At 69.3% G+C, this 20,807-nt stretch carries 18 protein-coding genes and 2 tRNA genes; 7 read left to right on the top strand and 13 right to left on the bottom strand.

Annotated elements, in window-relative coordinates:
* Position 1: 1 nt before the first annotated feature.
* The 5 genes from clpX to MA875_RS14880 all read right to left on the bottom strand — a co-directional run bounded on the left by clpX (position 2) and on the right by MA875_RS14880 (position 4,479).
* The gene (clpX, locus tag MA875_RS14900) at positions 2-1,270 is read right to left on the bottom strand and encodes an ATP-dependent Clp protease ATP-binding subunit ClpX (protein ID WP_248243042.1); all 1,269 of its coding nucleotides are present in this window, start codon (positions 1,268-1,270) and stop codon (positions 2-4) included.
* Between the two features lie 147 nt (positions 1,271-1,417).
* Entirely contained in the window at positions 1,418-2,101 is a 684-nt protein-coding gene (locus tag MA875_RS14895) for an ATP-dependent Clp protease proteolytic subunit (RefSeq protein ID WP_248243041.1), read from the bottom strand.
* 29 nt (positions 2,102-2,130) lie between these two features.
* Positions 2,131-2,721, bottom strand: coding sequence for an ATP-dependent Clp protease proteolytic subunit (locus MA875_RS14890; protein ID WP_248243040.1), 591 nt, complete (start codon positions 2,719-2,721; stop codon positions 2,131-2,133).
* 178 nt (positions 2,722-2,899) lie between these two features.
* Complete coding sequence (gene tig, locus MA875_RS14885; protein ID WP_248243039.1) at positions 2,900-4,333, bottom strand: trigger factor; 1,434 nt, start codon at positions 4,331-4,333, stop codon at positions 2,900-2,902.
* A gap of 69 nt (positions 4,334-4,402) precedes the next feature.
* Positions 4,403-4,479 (bottom strand) — tRNA-Pro (locus MA875_RS14880).
* A 128-nt stretch (positions 4,480-4,607) separates the two neighbouring features.
* Between MA875_RS14880 and MA875_RS14875 the strand changes: the two genes are divergently transcribed.
* Positions 4,608-4,681: transfer RNA gene (locus tag MA875_RS14875), tRNA-Gly, on the top strand.
* Positions 4,682-4,687: 6 nt separating this feature from the next.
* Here the strand turns inward: MA875_RS14875 and MA875_RS14870 are convergent.
* The gene (locus MA875_RS14870; RefSeq protein WP_248243038.1) at positions 4,688-5,239 is read right to left on the bottom strand and encodes a gamma carbonic anhydrase family protein; all 552 of its coding nucleotides are present in this window, start codon (positions 5,237-5,239) and stop codon (positions 4,688-4,690) included.
* 30 nt (positions 5,240-5,269) lie between these two features.
* Positions 5,270-7,405 carry an acyltransferase family protein gene (locus tag MA875_RS14865; RefSeq protein ID WP_248243037.1) on the bottom strand — a complete coding sequence of 712 codons (2,136 nt, stop codon included), beginning with the start codon at positions 7,403-7,405 and terminating at the stop codon, positions 5,270-5,272.
* A 153-nt stretch (positions 7,406-7,558) separates the two neighbouring features.
* Here MA875_RS14865 and MA875_RS14860 point away from each other — a divergent pair, with 153 nt between their 5' ends.
* Positions 7,559-8,044 (top strand): Dps family protein, encoded by a 486-nt coding sequence (locus tag MA875_RS14860; protein WP_248243036.1) that lies wholly within the window; start codon positions 7,559-7,561, stop codon positions 8,042-8,044.
* An 81-nt stretch (positions 8,045-8,125) separates the two neighbouring features.
* On the opposite strand, the gene MA875_RS14855 is transcribed toward MA875_RS14860, so the two are convergent.
* The 5 genes from MA875_RS14855 to MA875_RS14835 all read right to left on the bottom strand — a co-directional run bounded on the left by MA875_RS14855 (position 8,126) and on the right by MA875_RS14835 (position 13,133).
* Positions 8,126-9,631 (bottom strand): amidohydrolase family protein, encoded by a 1,506-nt coding sequence (locus tag MA875_RS14855; protein WP_372492592.1) that lies wholly within the window; start codon positions 9,629-9,631, stop codon positions 8,126-8,128.
* Positions 9,628-10,275, bottom strand: coding sequence for an FMN-binding negative transcriptional regulator (locus tag MA875_RS14850; protein ID WP_248243035.1), 648 nt, complete (start codon positions 10,273-10,275; stop codon positions 9,628-9,630). The genes MA875_RS14855 and MA875_RS14850 overlap by 4 nt, the downstream gene beginning before the upstream one ends.
* 20 nt (positions 10,276-10,295) lie before the next feature.
* Positions 10,296-11,297: an Fpg/Nei family DNA glycosylase gene (locus MA875_RS14845; protein ID WP_248243034.1), complete on the bottom strand. Its 1,002-nt coding sequence runs from the start codon at positions 11,295-11,297 to the stop codon at positions 10,296-10,298.
* Between the two features lie 5 nt (positions 11,298-11,302).
* Positions 11,303-11,866 carry a ribose-5-phosphate isomerase gene (locus MA875_RS14840; RefSeq protein ID WP_248243033.1) on the bottom strand — a complete coding sequence of 188 codons (564 nt, stop codon included), beginning with the start codon at positions 11,864-11,866 and terminating at the stop codon, positions 11,303-11,305.
* Positions 11,867-11,927: 61 nt separating this feature from the next.
* Positions 11,928-13,133 carry a ferrochelatase gene (locus MA875_RS14835; protein WP_248243032.1) on the bottom strand — a complete coding sequence of 402 codons (1,206 nt, stop codon included), beginning with the start codon at positions 13,131-13,133 and terminating at the stop codon, positions 11,928-11,930.
* A 122-nt stretch (positions 13,134-13,255) separates the two neighbouring features.
* Between MA875_RS14835 and pepN the strand changes: the two genes are divergently transcribed.
* From pepN to MA875_RS14815, 4 genes are all read left to right on the top strand, one after another.
* Positions 13,256-15,802 carry an aminopeptidase N gene (pepN, locus tag MA875_RS14830; protein ID WP_248243031.1) on the top strand — a complete coding sequence of 849 codons (2,547 nt, stop codon included), beginning with the start codon at positions 13,256-13,258 and terminating at the stop codon, positions 15,800-15,802.
* 63 nt (positions 15,803-15,865) lie between these two features.
* Positions 15,866-16,996 (top strand): mechanosensitive ion channel family protein, encoded by a 1,131-nt coding sequence (locus MA875_RS14825; protein ID WP_248243030.1) that lies wholly within the window; start codon positions 15,866-15,868, stop codon positions 16,994-16,996.
* Between the two features lie 45 nt (positions 16,997-17,041).
* The gene (locus tag MA875_RS14820; protein ID WP_248243029.1) at positions 17,042-17,452 is read left to right on the top strand and encodes a globin; all 411 of its coding nucleotides are present in this window, start codon (positions 17,042-17,044) and stop codon (positions 17,450-17,452) included.
* Positions 17,449-19,119 carry an FAD-binding dehydrogenase gene (locus MA875_RS14815; protein ID WP_248243028.1) on the top strand — a complete coding sequence of 557 codons (1,671 nt, stop codon included), beginning with the start codon at positions 17,449-17,451 and terminating at the stop codon, positions 19,117-19,119. Before MA875_RS14820 ends, MA875_RS14815 begins: the two co-directional genes overlap by 4 nt.
* A gap of 29 nt (positions 19,120-19,148) precedes the next feature.
* Here MA875_RS14815 and MA875_RS14810 read toward each other — a convergent pair whose 3' ends face one another.
* The gene (locus MA875_RS14810; RefSeq protein ID WP_248243027.1) at positions 19,149-19,826 is read right to left on the bottom strand and encodes a DUF8185 domain-containing protein; all 678 of its coding nucleotides are present in this window, start codon (positions 19,824-19,826) and stop codon (positions 19,149-19,151) included.
* A gap of 117 nt (positions 19,827-19,943) precedes the next feature.
* On the opposite strand from MA875_RS14810, the gene MA875_RS14805 reads away from it, so the two are divergent.
* On the top strand, positions 19,944-20,795 hold the full coding sequence (locus MA875_RS14805) for an acyl-CoA thioesterase (RefSeq protein WP_248243071.1): 852 nt from the start codon (positions 19,944-19,946) through the stop codon (positions 20,793-20,795).
* Positions 20,796-20,807: the final 12 nt, after the last annotated feature.

The raw sequence follows: 20,807 nt of genomic DNA, 5'->3' as shown, positions 1-20,807 counted from the left end.
CTCAGGCGCTCTTGCGCTTCTCGCGCAGGACGAACGTCGGCGCGGCGCGCTCCTCGACGGCCGCTCGGGTCACGATGACCTTGTCGACATCCTCGCTGGACGGGATCTCGAACATGATCGGTCCGAGGACGTCCTCGAGGATGGCGCGCAGCCCGCGGGCACCGGTCTTGCGCTCCACGGCAAGGTCGGCGATCGCCTCGAGGGCCTCGGTGTCGAACTCCAGTGACACCCCGTCCAGCTCGAACATGCGCTGGTACTGCTTCACCAGGGCGTTCTTGGGCTCGGTGAGGATCTCCATGAGGGCGGCCTGGTCGAGCGGGTTGACCGATGCGACGACCGGGAGACGGCCGATGAACTCGGGAATCAGTCCGAACTTGTGGAGGTCTTCGGGGCGTACCTCGCTGAAGAGGTTCAGGTCCTGTCCCTTGCTGTGCAGCGGGGCTCCGAATCCCACGCCGTGCTTGCCGACGCGCGAGGAGATGATGTCCTCGAGTCCGGCGAAGGCGCCGGCGACGATGAACAGCACGTTGGTGGTGTCGATCTGGATGAACTCCTGGTGCGGGTGCTTGCGCCCGCCCTGCGGCGGCACCGAAGCCACGGTGCCCTCGAGGATCTTCAGCAGCGCCTGCTGCACACCCTCGCCCGAGACATCGCGGGTGATCGAGGGGTTCTCCGCCTTGCGGGCGATCTTGTCGACCTCATCGATGTAGATGATGCCGGTCTCGGCGCGCTTGGTGTCGAAGTCGGCCGCCTGCAGGAGCTTCAGCAGGATGTTCTCGACGTCTTCGCCGACGTAGCCGGCCTCGGTGAGCGCGGTGGCGTCCGCGACGGCGAAGGGCACGTTCAGGCGCTTGGCCAGGGTCTGGGCGAGGTAGGTCTTGCCGCACCCGGTCGGCCCCAGGAGCAGGATGTTGCTCTTGGCGATCTCCACCTCGTCGGCGCGCTGCTCGGCGGGCTGGAGAGTGCCCTGCGCGCGCACGCGCTTGTAGTGGTTGTAGACGGCGACCGACAGCGCGCGCTTGGCGTCTTCCTGACCGACGACGTATTCCTCGAGGAAGGAGAAGATCTCACGGGGCTTCGGGAGGTCGAATTCGGAGACGACTCCGGTGGACGACTCGGCCATCCGCTCTTCGATGATCTCGTTGCACAGCTCGACGCACTCGTCGCAGATGTACACCCCGGGACCGGCGATCAGCTGTTGCACCTGCTTCTGGCTCTTTCCGCAGAAAGAGCACTTGAACAGGTCGGCGCTTTCACCGATGCGTGCCATTGCGGCTCCTCTTCGTCGCCTCGGGGTAGCCTTCCCCGTCGTCTCCGTCGAGCCTAACCGCTGCCGGGGACATGCGCGGGGATTGAGTCGGCCTCAACGCGATGACGCCCCCGTCGCCGGAGCGCGGGGGCGTCATCGAAGGGTGTCTCAGCGAGTCAGCGCGGGTGTGCCGGCCGTCCGCTTGCGCGTGGTGAGTACCTGGTCGACCAGACCGTAGGCCACCGCATCCTCGGCCGAGAGGATCTTGTCGCGGTCGATGTCCTTGTTCACCTCGTCGACGGACTTGTTCGAATGCGCGGCGAGCGTCTGCTCGAGCCAGGTGCGCATCCGCATGATCTCCGCCGCCTGGATCTCGATGTCCGACGCCTGGCCGTGACCGGCCTCGCCCATCGCAGGCTGGTGGATGAGGATCCGGGCGTTGGGCAGCGCCAGGCGCTTGCCCGGTGCACCCGCCGCGAGCAGGACGGCGGCGGCGGAGGCCGCCTGACCGAGCACGACGGTCTGGATCTGCGGCGAGACGTACTGCATCGTGTCGTAGATCGCCGTCATCGCGGTGAACGAGCCGCCGGGCGAGTTGATGTACATGACGATGTCGCGGTCGGGGTCCTGGCTCTCGAGCACGAGGAGCTGGGCCATGACGTCGTCGGCCGACGCGTCGTCGACCTGGACACCGAGGAAGATCACACGATCCTCGAACAGCTTGTTGTACGGGTCCTGACGCTTGTAGCCGTACGCCGTGCGCTCCTCGAACTGGGGCAGGACGTAGCGGCTGCCGGGCATCTGAAGGCCCTGCGGCGCCGACGGGACGCCTCCGAAGGTGGGGGTCTGCATTCCTTCTTCTCTCTCTTTCGCCTTCGAGCTCAGCTGTCGGTGGCGGTTCCGCCGCCGCCGACGACGTCGGTTGCGGACTCGCGGATGTGGTCGACGAAGCCGTACTCCAGAGCCTCTTCGGCACCGAACCAGCGGTCGCGGTCACCGTCGGCGTTGATCTGCTCGACCGTCTTCCCGGTCTGCTTGGCGGTGATCTCGGCCAGGCGCTTCTTCATGTCGAGGATGAGCTGCGCCTGCGTCTGGATGTCGCTCGCCGTGCCACCGAAGCCGCCGTGCGGCTGGTGCAGGAGAACGCGGGCGTTGGGCGTGATGTAGCGCTTGCCCTTCGTCCCCGCGGTGAGGAGCAGCTGCCCCATCGAGGCGGCCATGCCGATGCCGACCGTGACGATGTCGTTCGGCACGAACTGCATGGTGTCGTAGATCGCCATGCCGGCCGTGATCGAGCCGCCGGGCGAGTTGATGTAGAGGTAGATGTCCTTCTCGGAGTCCTCCGCGGCGAGAAGCAGGATCTTGGCGCAGATCTCGTTGGCGTTCTCGTCACGCACCTCCGAGCCCAGCCAGATGATGCGGTCCTTGAGCAGCCTGTCGAAGACGCTGGTCGCGACAAGTGGTTCGGCCATGTGTACTCCTGATTCCGTGGTCGTGTCCTCGAATCTACCGGCGCGCGATCGGCGCCCCGCCCGTGTTCGCCGTCGGCAGATCGCGCGCGTCGCACCGGCAGGCGCGCCCGTGAGGCGGAGACGAGAGAGGGACGGATGCCGCGGCATCCGTCCCTCTCTCGTGCGTCGGCGTGTGCGCTTACTCGGCTGCGTCGGCCTTCTTCGCGCGGCTCTTGCGAGCGGGCTTCTTCGGCGCCTCGACCTCTTCGGCCGCGACCTCCTCGTCGGCGTCGGCGGCAGCGTCGGCGATCTCCTCGGCCTCGTCGACGACCTCGTCCTCAGCGGCCTCTTCGTCATCGGTCGCGACGAAGCCGGTTAGGTCCACCGTCTTGCCGTTGGTGTCGACGACCGTGACCTTGCCGAGCGCGACCGCGAGGGCCTTGTTGCGGGCGACTTCACCGACCATGGCCGGGAGCTGGTTGCCCTGCTGGAGGGCGTTGACGAAGTCCTGGGGCGACATGCCGTACTGCGCGGAGGACTGGATGAGGTACTGGGTGAGCTCGTCCTGCGAGACCTGCACCTCGTACTTCTCGACGATGGCATCCAGCAGCATCTGGGTGCGGAACTGCTTCTCACTGGCCTCGGTGACCTCGGCGCGGTGCACGTCGTCCTCCAGGCGGCCCTCGCCCTCGAGGTGATTGTGCACCTCGTCCTCGATGAGCTGCGCGGGGACGGGGATCTCGGCGCCTTCGAGCAGGGTCTCGATGAGCTTGTCGCGCGCCGACGAGCCCTGGGTGAACACGGACTGCTCGCCGGCCCGCTCGCGCAGGCTGTCGCGAAGCTCGGCGATGGTGTCGAACTCCGACGCCATCTGGGCGAAGTCGTCGTCGGCCTCGGGGAGCTCGCGCTCCTTGACGGCCTTGACGGTCACGGCGACCTCGGCTTCCTGGCCGGCGTTGTCACCACCGATCAGGGTGGAGCGGAACGTCGTCTCCTCCCCCGCGGTGAGCGATTCGACGGCCTCGTCGATGCCCTCGAGAAGCTCGCCCGAGCCGACCTCGTAGGAGACGCCGTCCGCTCGGTCGACCTCGGTGCCGTCGATGGTGGCGACGAGGTCGAGCTCGACGAAGTCGCCGGTCTCGGCGGGACGGTCCACCGTCACCAGGGTGCCGAAGCGTGAGCGGAGCTTGTCGAGCTCGGCGTCCACGGCGGCCTCGTCCACCTCGACCGCGTCGACCTCGATGGTCGTGCCCTCGAAGGCCGGAAGGTCGAACTCGGGCCGCACGTCGACCTCGACGTCCACCAGCAGGTCGCCGCTGAAGTCCTTGGCGTCGGGCCACTCCACGACGTCGGCGCTGGGGCGTCCCATCACACGGATCTCGTTGGCGGTGACGGCCTCGCGGTAGAACGTGTCGAGGCCTTCGCTGACGGCGTGCTCGAGCACCGCCGTGCGGCCCACGCGCTGGTCGATGATCGGCGGGGGCACCTTGCCCTTGCGGAACCCGGGGATCTGCACGTCCTGGGCGATGTGCTCGTAGGCGTGGGTGATGCTGGGCTTCAGCTCTTCCGGGCTGACCGCGATGCGGAGCTTCACGCGAGTCGGGCTCAGCTTCTCGACGGTGGTGGTGACCATGCCTTGTGTCTCTCCTCGTCTGCCACCGCACGCGGACGCGTGGGCGTAGGTCTTCGTGATGGGGGCCGATGGTCGGGGCGACAGGATTTGAACCTGCGGCCTCCCGCTCCCAAAGCGGGCGCTCTACCAAGCTGAGCTACGCCCCGGGCGGGTGCGCACGCACGCGTGCGCCGATCGGGCCTGTAGCAGTCTAGCCGACACTCCCGGGAGCCTCATCGACGGGCGGTGCCTCGCGCGTCCCTTAGACTGGTCGAGCCGCGGATCTTTCCGCCGCGGGGATGTAGCTCAATGGTAGAGCCTCAGTCTTCCAAACTGATGGTGCGGGTTCGATTCCCGTCATCCCCTCCATGGCCCTCAGCGGCCGCTCTCTCCGATCGACTCGGCAGCCCGGTGGGTCGCCAGGTGCTGGAGATAGATCGCCGCGTTCCGCCGGATCCCGTCGCGCTCCTCCTCGGTGAGGGGTCGGCGCACCTTGGCGGGTACGCCGGCCACGAGCGACCCGGGCGGCACCACCGTGCCCTGGAGCACGACGGCGCCGGCGGCGACGAGGCATCCCTCGCCGATCTGCGCTCCCGAGAGCACCACGCTCCCCATCCCGATGAGGGAGCCGTCGCCGATCGAGCAGCCGTGGACGACCGCGTTGTGACCGACCGACACGTTCGCGCCGAGGACGACCGGGTGACCGGCGTCGACGTGCACCGAGACGTTGTCCTGCAGATTGCTCCCCGCGCCGATGGTGATGGAGGCGCTGTCACCGCGCACCACGGCGTTGTACCAGACGCTCGCACCCTCCCCCAGCGCCACATCGCCGATCAGTCGCGCGCCCGCGGCGACGAAAGACGAATCGGGCACGGAGGGGCGCCGGTCGCCGAGGGCGAGGACGGATGCCGCGGGGTCGATGCTCATGCCTGGGAGCTTAGACGTCTCCCCCTCGCCTCACCGTGCGGCCAGGGCTTCGCGGAGGGCGGCTTCGTACCAGGGCGCGAGGGTGTCGGCGAAGGTGACCGTCAGGTGGTCCTGGTCGCGGTAGATATTGGCTCCGCCCACGACGGGCGTGCACACCTCCTCGTCGCAGAACACGTCGGTGAAGTCCAGCAGGGTGACCCCGGCCATGCCCTCCGCCGCTTCGCGGATCGGATCGTCGGCGACGAGCACCTCGGTGCGCGCACCGTCGCACTCGGCGGCGTCGCGCGTACGCAGACACTTGTTGGGGTCCGTCTCCCACACCGGGTTGTCCACCACGGTGACGACGGGCGTGCCGCGGTCGATCATCTCGCTCCACGCCTCCCGGTAGCCCGCGACCGCCGCCTCCTGAGAAGAGTCGAATCCGGCCGACGCATAGGGCGTGGTCGCAAGGGCGGAGGTGAAGACCACGTCGATCTCGCGGTCGGCGAGGGCCGAGGTGACGCCCTCTCGCCAGTCCGTGCAGGCCGCGCCGAAGGCGCCCGGCGTCGACAGCGGCGTGGTGTTCCAGGGGCACGCGCCCTTGAAGAACGTCGTCAGATGCCATCCGTTTCGCTCCGCCATCCGCTGGAAGGTCGGAAGCAGCTGGTAGGCGTGACTGTCGCCGATGAGCGCCACCCTGGGCGCGTCGTCGTCGTCGGAGCCGAACTCGCACGAGACCGGGCGCGAATCGTTCAACTGCACGAAGCACTGATCGTCCGATGGCCGGTCGGCCCCCGCGAAGCCCGGCGCGGGCAGGATCGTCTCGGATGGTGCCGAGTCCTCGCAGGCCGGATCCAGCACCGACGCCGCCCCGAAGCAGTCCGGGGGGTTCTCCCGCAGCTCGGCCAGCGCCCGCACCCCGGCGTTGTACGCGGGCGCGTTCACCGCCCAGGCGGCCCCTGCCGTGCCCGCCACGAGCAGCATCGCCGCCAGCGCCGCCCAGAGGGTGACCCGGGGCGGACGGGAGGTGAGCACCTTCCAGCTGCGGAAGGGATCCTCCACGAACCTCTTCGTCAGCCACGCCAGCACGAAACACAGGGCGAGGAGGGCGACGCGGTGGTAGATCGTCAGCCCCCAGAACGGCACGGACGGGGCGATGATGATCAGCGGCCAGTGCCAGAGATACAGGGAGTACGAGATCCCTCCCACGAACTGCGCGGGGCGAAGCGACAGCACGCGGGTCGGGTACCACCAGCGGTCGGTGTTCGACGCCGCGATGATCAGGCCGGCGCCGAGGGTCGGCACGAGGGCGGCGTACCCGGGGAAGGGTGTCTGGCCGTCGTAGGCGAACGTCGCCCAGACCAGGGCGATGATCCCCGTCCAGCCCGCGACGAAGCTCGCCGCCGCCGAGCGCAGACGCAGCAGCGGCACGAGCGCGATGAGGGCACCGACACCGAACTGCCACATCCGCCCGAAAGTCACGAAGTACGCGGGCGCAGGATCGGTGATGGTGAAGATGACGCAGAAGACGAAGGATGCTGCAGAGACGACCGCCAGCAGGGCGATCACGCTCCGGCGGACGGCCCCCTGCGCCCACTTCACGGCGGCCCACGCGGCGAGGAGCATCAGGAGCGGCCAGATCACGTAGAACTGCTCCTCGAGCGAGAGCGACCAGTAGTGCTGGACCGTCGTGGGGTCGCCGCCGTTGTTGAGGTAGTCCGCGGACGTGATGGCGAGGTACCAGTTCTCGACGTAGAAGGTCGACGCGAGGATCTCGCGCACCTCGTTCGGCAGCGCCGAGGTCGGGGTCAGGTACGGCGTCATCGCGACCAGTGCGCAGAAGAGCAGCACGAGAAGGGATGCCGGCAGCAGCCGCCGTGCTCGTCTCGCCCAGAACTGGCCGAGGCGCACGGTGCCGGTCGCGGTGAGCTCCCTCATGAGGTGCGAGGTGATGAGGAAGCCCGAGATGACGAAGAAGATGTCCACGCCGATGTAACCACCGGGGAACCGCCCCGGCCAGAAGTGGTACAGGACCACGCACAGCACGGCGATGGCGCGGAGCCCCTGCACGTGCGGGAGGAACCGGGCGGGCTCGGCGTGCTCGGGCGAGCGCTGATCTCGACGGCTGCGTCGGCCGTCGGCGTCACCGGGCAGGCGCGGCTCGAGCGCGGGATCAGCGGATGGCACGGTAAGACGGTAACCCCTGGCGATGACCACCTCGCTCAGCGACCTGCCAGTGAGGCGGGTTAGCGGAGCCTTCTCTTGCTTGCGGAATAGGGGGCGCGCACTAGCGTTGGATCCACTGGGCCGCCGCGTGGCGGTTCGAAGGGAGCCGACAGAATGACCGACATTCAGACCACCCCCGCCACCGCCGCCGATCCCACGGTCGCCGCCGGCTCGGCGCAGTTCCTCGCTCCGGTCGTGCGGGGACTGCAGGCTCTGGCCGTGAACGGCAAGCAGGCGCACTGGAATGTGCGGGGCGCGAACTTCATCGCCATCCACGAACTCCTCGACCAGATCGTGGACCACGCTCGACAGGCAGCGGATGACGCTGCCGAGCGGATCGTCGCGCTCGGGCTTCCGATCGACGCCCGCACCTCGACCATCGCCGAGAAGGTCGCCCCCACCGCGGTGCCCGCCGGATTCACTCCGTGGCAGGACATCGTCCGCGACATGATCGCGGACATGGACGCCGTGATCGTCGACGTCAAGGCCGCGATCGAGGGACTCGACGAGGTCGACCTCACCAGCCAGGATGTGGCCCTGGCCATCATGCAGACGCTGGAGAAGGACCGTTGGTTCCTCTTCGCCCACCTCGCTGAGTAACGCGACCGCGTTGCGACAGGCCCCGATTCCCCGTGAGGGAGGTCGGGGCCTTCGTCATCCGGGAGTCTCTCCCCGATGTGCTCAGCTCAGATGCGTGAGACGCCCCGCGAGCATGGTGGCGCCGACCGTCATCCCCCGAAGCTCGCTCTCCGAGGCGACCAGCGGATCGGCCTCGCACAGCACCAGATCGGCCGGGGCACCGGGACGGATGGTGGCGGGGTCGGTGGACCCCCCGCGGGTGGACGCTGCCAGTGCCGTCGCGGCATCCAGGGCCTGCTCCGGACGCCAGGCGGGACGGCCGTCGCGCGTGCGGTGCACCGCCGCGGCCATCCCCGCCCACGGGTCCAACGGCGAGACCGGGGCGTCCGAGCCGAACAGGAGTGTCGCCCCGGCGTCGGCGAGAGCGCGGAGCGGATAGGGAGTGGCCGTCTGGGCTGCCCAGACCTCATCGGTGAGGTCGCGATCGTCCACCGCATGCTCCGGCTGAACGCTCGCTCCGACACCGAGACGCGCGAACCGGGGGATGTCCGACGCGCTGACGAGCTGCGCGTGCTCGATCGTGCCGGTGGCGCCGGTCACGGCGAACGCGTCCAGCGCGTGGGAGTTGGCGACATCCCCGATCGCGTGGATGGCGCACGACAAACCGGCAGCCGTGGCACGCGTCATCACCTCCACAAGGGCTTCGGGTGCGACCGTGAGCATCCCCCGATCACCGTCGGAACCCGCGTAGGGATGGGAGCAGGCGGCCGTGCGCGTACCGAGCGATCCGTCGGTGATGACCTTCAGCGATCCGACGTGGACCAGGTCGGTTGCGTCTCGGAGCGGATCTCCCGTGCGAAGGGCCGCGGCGATGGCCCGGTCGAGGTGTTCGGGGTAGATGCCGAACGACACCCGCAGGGTGTCGAAGCCCCCCGCTACGCGGCGAGCCCACGCCTCCTCGTTCCACGCCATGTCCAGATCCACGAGGCCGACCACGCCGCGGGCGGCGGCGCGTCGCGCCATCGCGGCCACGAGGGCGTCGGCATGATCGGCGGGCACGTCGTTCAGACGTCTCGACACCTCGAACGCGGGCCCCTCCCTCAGGATGCCGCCGGCGTCGACCGGCATCGACTCCCGGCGGAGTGCGGCGGAGTTCAGCCACACGCTGTGGACGTCCGCGTTGATCAGGTAGGTGGGGACGTCGCCGGTGTGCTCGTCCAGGAGCGCCAGGCTCGGCGCGTCGCCCCACAGGGCGTCGCGGAACCCGACGCCCACGCGCCGACCGTCGGCGAGGACGGGCGACCCGGCCACCCGCCGGGCGGCCTCGACGGCGGTGGCCGCCTCGAGAACCGACACCCGCTCCGCGGCCAGGGCCCACTGCGTCACATGCACGTGGTGGTCCCAGAGACCGGGGATGAGGAATCGTCCGTCGGCGTCCAGCACCGCTCCGTCCGCGGAGAGGACCCCCGTGGGGGCGATGTCGACGATGTCGCCGTCCAGGAGGAAGACGTCCACGAGGTCGTCACCATCGGCGACCGGAAGAAGCTCCCGTCCTGGACCGCGAACACGGGCGCCGCGGATCACGCCGACCCGTTCACCGACGTTCACGCGGTCGCCCCGGCTTCCGCCCGTGTCCGGAGGGCCCGCTCCATCTCCGCCGCGAGGGCGGGATTGCGGTGCGCCCCCTCTCCGCGCAATCCGTCGATCACCGTCTGCACCACATCGACGGGCTTGTTCTGGCTGAGCTTGCGCTTGGCCGCGACACGGGTCGGCGTGAGCCGGAACCCGACAGTGCCGCGCTCGAGCCGTTCGATGAAGGCCGCGTCGTTGGGGCGCTCCCACATCAGTCGGGGCTCGGGCATCCCTGCCTCGAAACGGGCGACGAGCCGGTCGAGGACCCGCAGGTTCTCGTCGGCGTCGAGGATCTCAGGGACCCCCGCGAGGTGGACGGCGGTGAAGTTCCAGGTCGGCACCGACGGGACATCGCCGTACCACCCCGGGGACACGTATCCGTGGGGACCCTGGATCACCACGAGGAGCTCGCGCTCGCCCAGACCATGGATCAGGTCGTCCGGCTTGCCGACGTGGCCGACGATGGTGAGGTCGTCGTGGTCCTCATCGAGCAGGACGACGTAGTGCGAGGCAACCAGACCCTCGTCGGTGTGACTGACGAGGGTCGCCCAGGGGTTGAGATCGACGAGGCGACGCAGCTCCGCGACATCCGTCATCGCGAAGCTCGGATTCTGACGCATGCCTCCAGCCTAGGAGCCGCTCACGCCTGGCAGGACGGGCACCAGTAGAGCTTGCGCCCGGCCGCTTCCTCCATGACGACGGACGTGCCGCAGACGCGACACGGCAGGCCGGCGCGACCGTACACCCAGTGACGATGCTCGCGACGGGCCATCGCGCTCCGCCTCTCCTTCGCCGTGAGGCCGTCGCGCGTCATCATCTGGCCCGTCTCGACGCCGATGAGGAGGAGTCGCGACCAGTCCCGCCAGATCTCCCGCACCGTCTCCTCGGAAACCTCCCGGCCGGGCGTGTGCGGGTTGAGTCTCGCGCGGAACAGCAGCTCCGCGCGATAGACGTTGCCGATCCCGCTGACCACGCTCTGGTCCATCAGGAGAAGGCCGATGGGTGTGACGGTGCGCCGCACACGCGCGACGAAGCGCTCCTCGCCGTCTCGGGCATCGTCGACGAGCGGGTCGGGTCCGAGCTTCGCCAGCGACTGCGCCACCTCATCAGGGGTCTGGATCACGCAGGCGGTCGGTCCGCGGAGGTCGGCGCAGGTGCGTTCGGTCAAGAGCCTCAGCCTCACCTGACCGCGCACCGGCGGGGGCCACTGGCTCAGGTCGTCGGTTTCGTTGATGTCGGTGGTCTGCTCCGACATCCGCACCCTGCCTCGGGCCCGTCGTGGTGCCCCGATCGATGTCAGGGAGTTCTCGCCCGCGGCGTCGAGGATCGCCTCCTCGGGCGTCCCTCGCTGATTGGTCTGCCCCATGCGCCCGTTCGACGCGGCGATCGTCGGATCGGAGACGATCTCACCGGAGAAGTCCCACGCGCCGTAGAGACCGAGATGCACGCGCAACCACAGGTCACCGTCGAAGGCGAGGAACATCTGCTTCCCGACGGCGCGCGATTCGATCGCTTCACGCCCGTCGATCAGCGCGGCACCCTCGGCGAAGCGGCCCTGGGGGCTCGATGCCGACACCGGCCGTCCGACGAAGTTCTGCGCGATCTGTCGGGCGATGCGATGGACGGAATGGCCCTCGGGCACCGGTGTCAGCCGGCCTCGGGGTCGAACGAACTCGTCTCGTCCGCGAGCACGTCGGCCCGCGCACCGCCGGCCTCCGCTGTCTCGGAGGCGCGGGGGTCGGGGGCCAGGCTCCCGTCGCGCTCGAACGCCGCGATCTGGGCGATGCGGCGTTCGTGACGCTCCTCGCGGGAGAACGGAGTGTCGATGAAGCGGTCGATGAACGCCGACGCCTCGTCGAACGTGTGCTGCCGCGCGCCGATCGCGATCACGTTGGCGTCGTTGTGCTCACGGGCGAGTTCCGCCGTCGCGATGCTCCAGACCAGTGCCGCACGGATGCCGTCGACCTTGTTCGCCGCGATCTGCTCGCCGTTGCCCGATCCCCCGAACACCACCCCCAGCGCCTCGAGTCCTGCCGCCTGGTCGCGGACGACGGCCTGGGCCGCACGGATGCAGAACGCGGGGTAGTCATCCAGGGCGTCGTACTCGATCGGACCGTGGTCGATGACCTGGTGACCCTGCGACGCGAGGTGGTGCTGCAGCTGCGTGGAGAACTCGAGACCGGCGTGATCGGTGGCGATGTGGATGCGCATGGCCTTCATCCTAGGGAGGCGGGATCGGGCGTCGGGATCCGACGGGGAGGGCGACGCAGGGTCAGGGTGCGATGCCCGACGCCGCCGGTTTGAAACCGGCACGCACGTTCTCGCAGCATCCCGGTCGACAGACGTCGAACCAGGGTCCGAGGCCGGTGCGATGGGGTCGCTCGGCCGCGGGAGTGCCCTTGAGTCGCTCCTCGATGAGGTCGACCAGGCCTCGCACGTAGGCCGGGTCGATGCCCGGCGTCTGCGTCCGCACCGCGCGGAGCCCGGCCTCCTCCGCGGCTTCCATGGCTTCGGTGTCGAGGTCCCACATGACCTCCATATGGTCGCTGACGAACCCGAGAGGCACGATCACCACGGCCTTCGCCCCCGCCTCGGGGAGCCCCTCGATGACGTCGACGACGTCCGGTTCCAACCAGGGCTGGCTCGGCGGACCCGACCGGGACTGATACACGAGCTGCCAGGGCACGTCGGCTGCCGCCGGGATCTCGGAGGCGATGTCGGCCATCACGACCTCGGCGACTGCGAGATGCTGCGCTTCGTAAGCGCCGCCGGGGCCGAACTCGCGATCGCGTGGACCCGAGCGCTCGGCGTCGGCTGTCGGGATGCTGTGCGTGGAGAACAGCACGTGGATCCGCGAGGGCTCGATCCCGTCCTCGATCAGGTCGGCGATCGCGCCGTGGACCCCGTCGACGAACGGCCGGACGAACCCCGGGTGGTCGAAGAACTGGCGCACCTTGTCGATCGTGACGGTGTCACCCAGGCCCGTCTCGGTCAGCGCCCGGGCGAAATCCTCCCGGTACTGTCGGCAGCTCGAGAAGGAGCTGTACGCGCTGGTGGCCAGTCCCAGGAGGGTCGTGTGCCCGGCGTCTGCCGCCTGGCGGACCGCCTCGTCGAGGTAGGGTGCCCAGTTCCGGTTTCCCCAGTACACGGGAAGCTCGATGCCGCGGGAGGCGAGCTCCGCTTCGAGAGCTGCCTTCAACGCGCGGTTCTGCGCATTGATGGGGCTCATGCCCCCGAAGTGGCGGTAATGGTGGGCGACCTCCTCGAGACGCTCGTCGGGGATCCCTCGACCGCGCGTGACGTTTCGGAGGAAGGGGATGACATCGTCTTGACCTTCGGGCCCGCCGAAGCCGGCCAGCAGCACGGCGTCGTAGGCCACGGGCGTCTCGATGTGGGGCGATCCCGAGGCGGCGGCCGGGGAGGCGAACAGAACCGTGGGGGTGTCGGACCTGGTGTCCTGGGGGGTGAGATCAGTCACCCTGCCATCCTCGCATCGCGCGAGCGCACTGGCGCCGGGCGTAGGCTGGTGCAGTTGTCAGCGGTGCCGGTGCCACAGGGCCACGCCGCTTCGTCTACCCCCACAACCCCGGGAGAACAGCCGTGCCAGGAGAGAACCTCACCCGCCTCGAGGCGCAGGAGCGTCGTGCCGTCGTCGACACCGACTCCTACGAGGTCGATCTCGACCTCACCCGGGGTGCGGAGATCTTCGGTTCGCGGACGGTCGTCCGCTTCCGCGCACAGGCCGGGGGCTCGACCTTCATCGACCTGATCGCGCGGGACGTTCGCGAGATCACCCTGAACGGTCGCTCGATCGACCCCGCCACGGCCTTCGCCGACTCCCGCATCGCGCTGGCGGACCTCGCCGAGGAGAACGAGCTGGTGATCGACGCCGATTGCCTGTACACCAACACCGGCGAAGGACTGCACCGGTTCGTCGATCCCGTCGACGGCGAGGTCTACCTGTACTCGCAGTTCGAGGTCCCCGATTCCCGTCGCATGTTCGCGGTGTTCGAGCAGCCCGACCTCAAGGCGACGTTCCGATTCACGGTGACCGCTCCGGAAGCGTGGGAGGTCGTCTCCAACTCCCCCACGCCCGAGCCGGCTCGTCACGGTGACGGCACGGCGACCTGGCGGTTCGACCCGACGCCGCGGATCTCGTCCTACATCACTGCGCTCATCGCCGGACCCTACGAGAAGACCTTCTCCGAGCTGACCAGCGCGTCGGGTCGGGTCATCCCCCTCGGTGTCTATGCCCGCAAGAGCCTGTGGAACCACCTCGATGCCGACTACGTCTTCGACAAGACGCGTCAGGGGTTCGCGTACTTCGAGGAGAAGTTCGACTACCCCTACCCCTTCGCCAAGTACGACCAGCTCTTCGTTCCCGAGTTCAACGCCGGTGCCATGGAGAACGCCGGCGCGGTGACGTTCACCGAGACCTATGTGTTCCGCAGCAAGGTGACCGACGCCGTGCGGGAGCGCCGCGTGGTCACCATCCTCCACGAGCTCGCCCACATGTGGTTCGGCGATCTCGTCACGATGAAATGGTGGAACGACCTCTGGCTGAACGAGTCGTTCGCCGAATGGGCGTCCACCATCGCCACGGCCGAGGCGACGGAGTGGACCGAGGCCTGGACGACCTTCAACGCCATGGAGAAGACCTGGGCCTACCGGCAGGATCAGCTCCCCTCCACCCACCCCGTGGTCGCCGAGATCAACGACCTCGAGGACGTCCAGGTCAACTTCGACGGCATCACCTACGCCAAGGGCGGGTCGGTCCTCAAGCAGCTCGCCGCGTGGGTCGGGATCGAGGCGTTCTTCGCCGGCGTCGCGGCGTACTTCAAGAAGCACGAATGGTCCAACACCGAGCTGTCGGACCTTCTGACCGAGCTCGAGGCGACGAGTGGTCGCGAGTTGACCACCTGGTCGAAGAAGTGGCTCGAGACCGCGGGAGTGAACACCCTCTCCCCCGTCATCGACGAATCCCCCGACGGTACGATCCGTCGCTTCGCGATCATCCAGACCGCCCCGGCGGACTACCCGACGATCCGGCCCCACCGTCTGGGCGTCGGCTTCTACACCCTCCAGGGGGACGCTCTGGTCCGCACGCACGCGGTGGAGCTGGACGTCGACGGCGACCGCACCGAGGTGCCGGAGTTGGCCGGTCTCGCGCGGCCCGACCTGGTGCTGCTCAACGACGCAGACCTCGCCTACGCGAAGATCCGTTTGGACGAGCGGTCGCTGCAGACCGCGATCGATCACCTTTCGAAGATCTCCGACCCCCTGGCACGCTCGCTGGTATGGGGGGCTGCGTGGGATCAGACCCGGGATGCCGAGGCCTCGGCCACGGACTACGTCGATCTCGTGCTGCGCAACATCGCCTCCGAGACCGAGTCGACGACGGTGCGCACGACGCTCGCCCAGCTGCTGCTCGCGGCGAACTCGTACGTCGCGCCCGAGAAGCGCGACGACACGCGTCGCCGGGTCGCGGGACACCTCTGGGCCCTGGCACAGAACGCCGCTCCCGGCAGCGACAGCCAGCTGCAGTTCGTCACCGCATTCGCCGCCGCGGCGTGCACCGACGAGCAATGGGCGGCGGTGAAGAGCCTCCGCGACGGCGATGTCGTCCTGAAGGGGCTGGCCGTCGACACCGACCTGTCGTGGCAGCTGCTCGTCTCGCTGGCCGCCGGTGGGGTGGCGTCGATCGGCGACATCGAAACGGCCCTGGCAGCGGACAACACCGCCAAGGGCGGCGAGTTCGCCGCCCAGGCCCGCGCCGCCCTGCCCTTCCCCGAGGCCAAGCGGGCCGCCTGGGCGTCGCTGGTCGACCGTGACGACCTTCCCAACACCGTCGTGCGGTCCGCGTCCCTGGGATTCGTCAACCCCGCCGGGCGCGACCTGCTCGCCGACTACGTGCAGCCGTACTTTGACATGCTGCTTCCGGTCTGGGAGTCGCGCACGTACAAGATCGCGGAGTACCTCATCTCGGGCCTCTACCCGGCGCCGCTCGCGGACGTCGCACTCCGTGACGCCACGCGTGCCTGGCTCGCCGATCACGCGGATGCCCCGGCCGCCCTGCGCCGCATGGTGCAGGAGAATCTGGCCGGTGTCGAACGGGCACTGGCCGTCCAGGCGCGCGACGCGCAGTAGGCGGCATCCCTCCGACGCGGCCCCCAGGAGATCCTGGGGGCCGCGTCGTTAGGATCTGGGACGATGACTCTCCCCGTTTCCACTGCGACCGAACCGCCCGCCGAGGAGCCCCCCGCTCTCCCCGCCCCCTGGGACGCGATCGTCCCCGTCCTTCAGGACGTCGGGTGGCGGGCGTTGCAGGTCGCGATCATCGTCATAGCCGCCCTGCTGATCGCGATCATCCTCCGTGCCGTCATCCGCAGGGTCGTCGACCGCATCGTCTCCGGTGCCAAGAACCGCGCCCGCGTCGATGACACGCAGGCGCTGGAGCGCTCCCCTGTCGCGCAGGTGCGCGTCGTGCAACGGACCCGCACGCTGGGTTCGATCCTGCAGAACATCGTCGGGGTGACGATCATCGTCGTGGCGCTGCTGCTCATCGTCTCGGTGATCAACCCGAACATCCTCGGTTCGCTCACCCTCCTCACCGCGGCCATCGGCGCCGGCCTCGGCTTCGGCGCGCAGAACATCGTGAAGGACGTGCTCAACGGCATCTTCATCGTCGCGGAGGATCAGGTGGGGATCGGCGACGTCGTCGATCTCGGACTCGCGACCGGCATGGTGGAGTACGTCAGTGTGCGCGTCACGCACGTGCGAGACGTGAACGGGACCCTGTGGTACGTCCGCAACGGCGAGATCACCCGCATCGGGAACCTGTCGCAGGGATGGTCGCGGATTATCGTGGACGTCGGGGTTCCCGTCGACTCCGACATCGACGAAGTGGAGCACGCGCTGCAGGATGCCGCGGCGGGACTGGCGAAAGATCCGAAGTGGCGCTCGCGGATCGTCGACCGACCGGAGGTCTGGGGCTTGGAGGCCGTGACCGGAGAGACGCTGGTGCTGCGCGTCGTGATCCGCACACGGGCGCACTCCAAGGACGACGTCGCCAAGGAGTTGCGGGTGCGCCTGAAGCGCGCGACGGACGATCTCGATCTGGGCGTCACCACCATCTCCTCCGTGCGGCTCGAGGGGCACGACGGAGCGCATCGGGTGCGCGGCGCGAATCCGCCCAAGACCAAGCCCACCCCCGTGCCGATCGCCACAGAGCGGCCGGTGTGGCGCCCGAAGCTGCGGCCGAAGCGTTCCAGGGACACTCCCCCCGCCACGGGGAACACGCCTCCTGCGGGCAACGCCGCACCGCCCGAAGCGGACGCGTAGATTGGACGACGGCGTCGCAGGCGCGACGAGGAAAGGAGCGACCCGGTGACGGATGCCGACGCATCGCCGCGATCGTTCTACGACGAAGTGGGCGGTCACGCCACCTTCGTGCGTCTCGTCGATGTCTTCTACCGCGAGGTGGCCGCTGACGAGGTGCTCCGTCCGATGTACCCCGAGGAGGATCTCGGGCCCGCCAAAGACCGTCTGACCCTCTTCCTCGAGCAGTACTGGGGAGGCCCGACGACCTACAGCTTGGAGCGCGGACACCCTCGTCTCCGAATGCGCCACGCGCCCTTCCACGTGAACCCCGACGCACGAGACCGCTGGCTGCGGCACATGCGGACGGCCGTGGACGAGCTCGGGCTGCCGCCTCTCCACGAGGAAACGCTCTGGGACTACCTCCACCGGGCCGCTTTCGCGATGGTGAACACCTTCGAGCCGACCCCGGGGACATGATGGCCGCGACGGAGATTTCCCACACCGATGTCCTCGTCATCGGCTGGGGCCTGGCAGGCCTCGTCGCCACGGTGGAGGCTGTCAGCGCCGGCAAGCGTGTCATCCTGCTCGACCAGGAGCCGCGCACCAACGTCGGAGGCCAGGCGTGGTGGTCCTTCGGCGGGTTGTTCCTCGTCGACTCTCCCGAGCAGCGTCGCATGAAGGTGCGCGACTCGCTGGCCCTGGCGCAGCAGGATTGGTGGGGCACGGCAGGCTTCGACCGGCCCGAAGATCTCTGGCCGCGGCGCTGGGCGGAGGGATACCTCGACTTCGCCGCCGGCGAGAAGCGCGCCTGGCTGCGCGGGAAGGGGATCTCCTTCTTCCCGGTCGTCGGATGGGCGGAACGAGGCGGGTACGGGGCCACCGGGCCCGGCAACTCCGTTCCGCGGTTCCACATCACCTGGGGCACGGGCCCCGGGGTCGTCGCCCCCTTCCTCCGTGACGTGGAGCACGCCGAATCGGCGGGCTCCGTGAGGATCCTGCCCCGACACCGGGTGACCGCCCTCACCCGCAACGACGGGACGATCACCGGCGCCGAGGGAGAGATCCTCGCGCCGTCCGGCGCGGCCCGCGGGCGCCCGAGTTCCCGCGAGGTGGTGGGCGAGTTCCGAATCTCGGCGGGCGCCACCGTGATCGCCTCCGGAGGGATCGGCGGGAATCCCGACCTCGTGCGCCAGGCATGGCCCGACCGGCTGGGAGCACCGCCGGCGACCATGCTCGCGGGAGTGCCCGCCTACGTCGACGGATCCATGATGCGGACGGCCGAGGACGCCGGCGCCCGTGTCATCAACGGCGACCGGATGTGGCATTACGTCGAAGGTCTGCACAACGTCGAGCCGGTGTGGCCCGGCCACGGGATCCGCATCCTGCCGGGCCCATCCTCGCTGTGGATGGATGCCCGCGGCACGCGTCTGCCGGTGCCGCTCTTCCCCGGCTTCGACACCCTCGGGACCCTTGCACACCTCCGCCGAACAGGGTTCGACCATTCGTGGTTCGTGCTGTCCTCTCGGATCGTCGAGAAGGAGTTCACCCTGTCGGGAAGCGAGCAGAACCCCGACCTCACGGGAAAGGACCTCCCGCTTCTCCTCCGCTCACGCCTGGGCAGGGGCGCCTCGGCTCCGGTGCAGGCGTTCCTCGATCGCGGACAGGACGTCGTGGTGCGCGACACCCTCGACGAGCTGATCGCGGGAATGCAAGCCCTCCCCGGTGGCGACGTGCTGGATGCCGCGCATGTGCGACGCGAGGTCGAAGCCCGCGACCGCGAGGTCGAGAACACCTTCACCAAGGACGCGCAGATCGCGCTCCTGCGTTCCGCGCGCGCGTTCCGCGGCGACCGGTTGATCCGCACCGCCGCCCCGCACCGCCTTCTCGACCCGAAGGCCGGGCCCCTGATCGCCGTACGGTTGGGGATCGTCACGAGGAAGACGCTCGGCGGGATCGAGACCGATCTCGACGGCCGTGCGCTCGACGACACGGGCGATGCGATCCCGGGCCTGTTCGCGGCAGGCGAGGCGAGCGGTTTCGGCGGCGGCGGTGTCCACGGCTATCGAGCGCTCGAGGGCACATTCCTGGGCGGATGCCTCTTCAGCGGCCGGGCCGCGGGGCGCGGCGCTGCTGCCGCGGTGTGACAGCGCCCTCGACGCTCCCCCGCGACGGCTCAGCCCGCGACGCGCCCGGTCGACCGAACGGGAGTCAGTCCCTCCCGGGGCGGGCGACGGACGAGCACATGCCCACGCTGGAGGCTCAGCCGGGTCCACGACGGCGCGCTGAAGACGCCCACCACCTCTTCGCCGCCGATGAACCCGAGCCCGAACGCGGCGAAGGCGACGCCGAGGGGCAGATCGGCGAGCTCGGGGGCAGGTGCACCCCAGACATCCGACCGGACCACCCGCACGACATCCTCACCGGCATCGGCCGGCAGCTTGTTCGCGACCGCCGCCATTCCCCACTGCGCGCGGGATGCCAGGTCCGCCGCCGCGAGCTGACCGCCGGGAACCCAGCCGCCCTGCGGCGGCGAGATCCCCGCCCACGCGGGTGCGAGCGCCGTCGCCGGCAGGGCGAGGGCCGCATCGTCGGAGGGAACGGATGTCAGACCGGTGGCGTCCACCACGAAGTCGCACTCGAGTTCGCGATCCGCCCGGACGGCACGCATCCCGAGGATCGTCGGGGTGCTGTCGAACAGCCCCCGGGGGGCCAGCACCGCCGCCCACATCGTCAGCGTCCCTGCCGCGGCGCGAAGTCGAACGGCGCCGTCACCGAGCCGCGCGGCGCGGCCGGCGAACGTGAGGGCGTCGGCGACGGCGTCGCGATCGGCGAGGAGAAGGCGCGCGGACATCCGATCTAAACTACCAACGATCGGGCGCCGTGCCCGGACAGGAGGAGCCGCGTGACCGATTCCCCGCACCCGGCTCCCCCGGACCGTGGGCGCAGCGATTCCGACCCCGTGGCGTCGATGCTCGCGGTTCTGGACCTGGAGGACTCCTCCGCGCGGACGACGGAGGACATCTTCACCGGCGTATCCCAGCGGATGCCGCTCGGTCGCGTCTACGGCGGTCAGGTGCTCGCCCAGTCGCTCGTCGCCGCCGAGCGCACCATCCCCGAGGGTCGAACGGTCCACTCGATGCACGGCTACTTCCTTCGGCCGGGTGATGCGGATCAGGGGATCACCTTCTCGGTGGACCGCATCCACGACGGTCGGTCGTTCGCTACGCGGCGCACTCAGGCCTTCCAGGGCGGTGTTCCGATCTTCTCCGCGATCGCGTCCTTCCAGGACGACGACCCGGGACTCGAGCATCAGGCCCTCCTCCCGGGCGACCTGCCCGAGCCCGAGGATCTGCCGGACATCGAGGAGCAGTTGACGGGACTGCACCCGATGTCCAAGCGGCTGTTCACCGACCGCCCCGTGGATGTGCGGCATGTGCCGTCGTCGATCTATCTGCGCGTGGAGGGTGAGCGCGTGCCTCGGCAGGCGGTGTGGCTGCGCACCCGACGCCGTCTGCCGGATGATGCGGCCCTCCATCGCGCCGTCCTCGCCTACCTCAGCGACCTGACGATCCAGGAGTCGATCCTCCGCGCGCACGGAGTCGCCTGGGCGACCCCCGGCCTGAAGGTCGCGAGCCTCGACCACGCGATGTGGTGGCATCGTCCGGCACGGGTGGACGAGTGGCTCGTCTACGTCCAGGAATCGCCCAGCGCGCGGGGCGGGAGGGGGCTGGCCCAGGGTCGGATCTTCACGCGAGACGGCGTCCTCGTCGCGAGTGTGGGGCAGGAGGTCATGGTGCGGGTCCCCGACGCGGCGGGATGACCCCGCCGGAGC

This window comes from Microbacterium kunmingense, assembly GCF_023155745.1.
GTDB lineage: Bacteria > Actinomycetota > Actinomycetes > Actinomycetales > Microbacteriaceae > Microbacterium > Microbacterium kunmingense.
The sequence above is the reverse complement of the archived record's forward strand: the minus strand, read 5'-3'. Positions and strand labels throughout refer to the sequence as shown.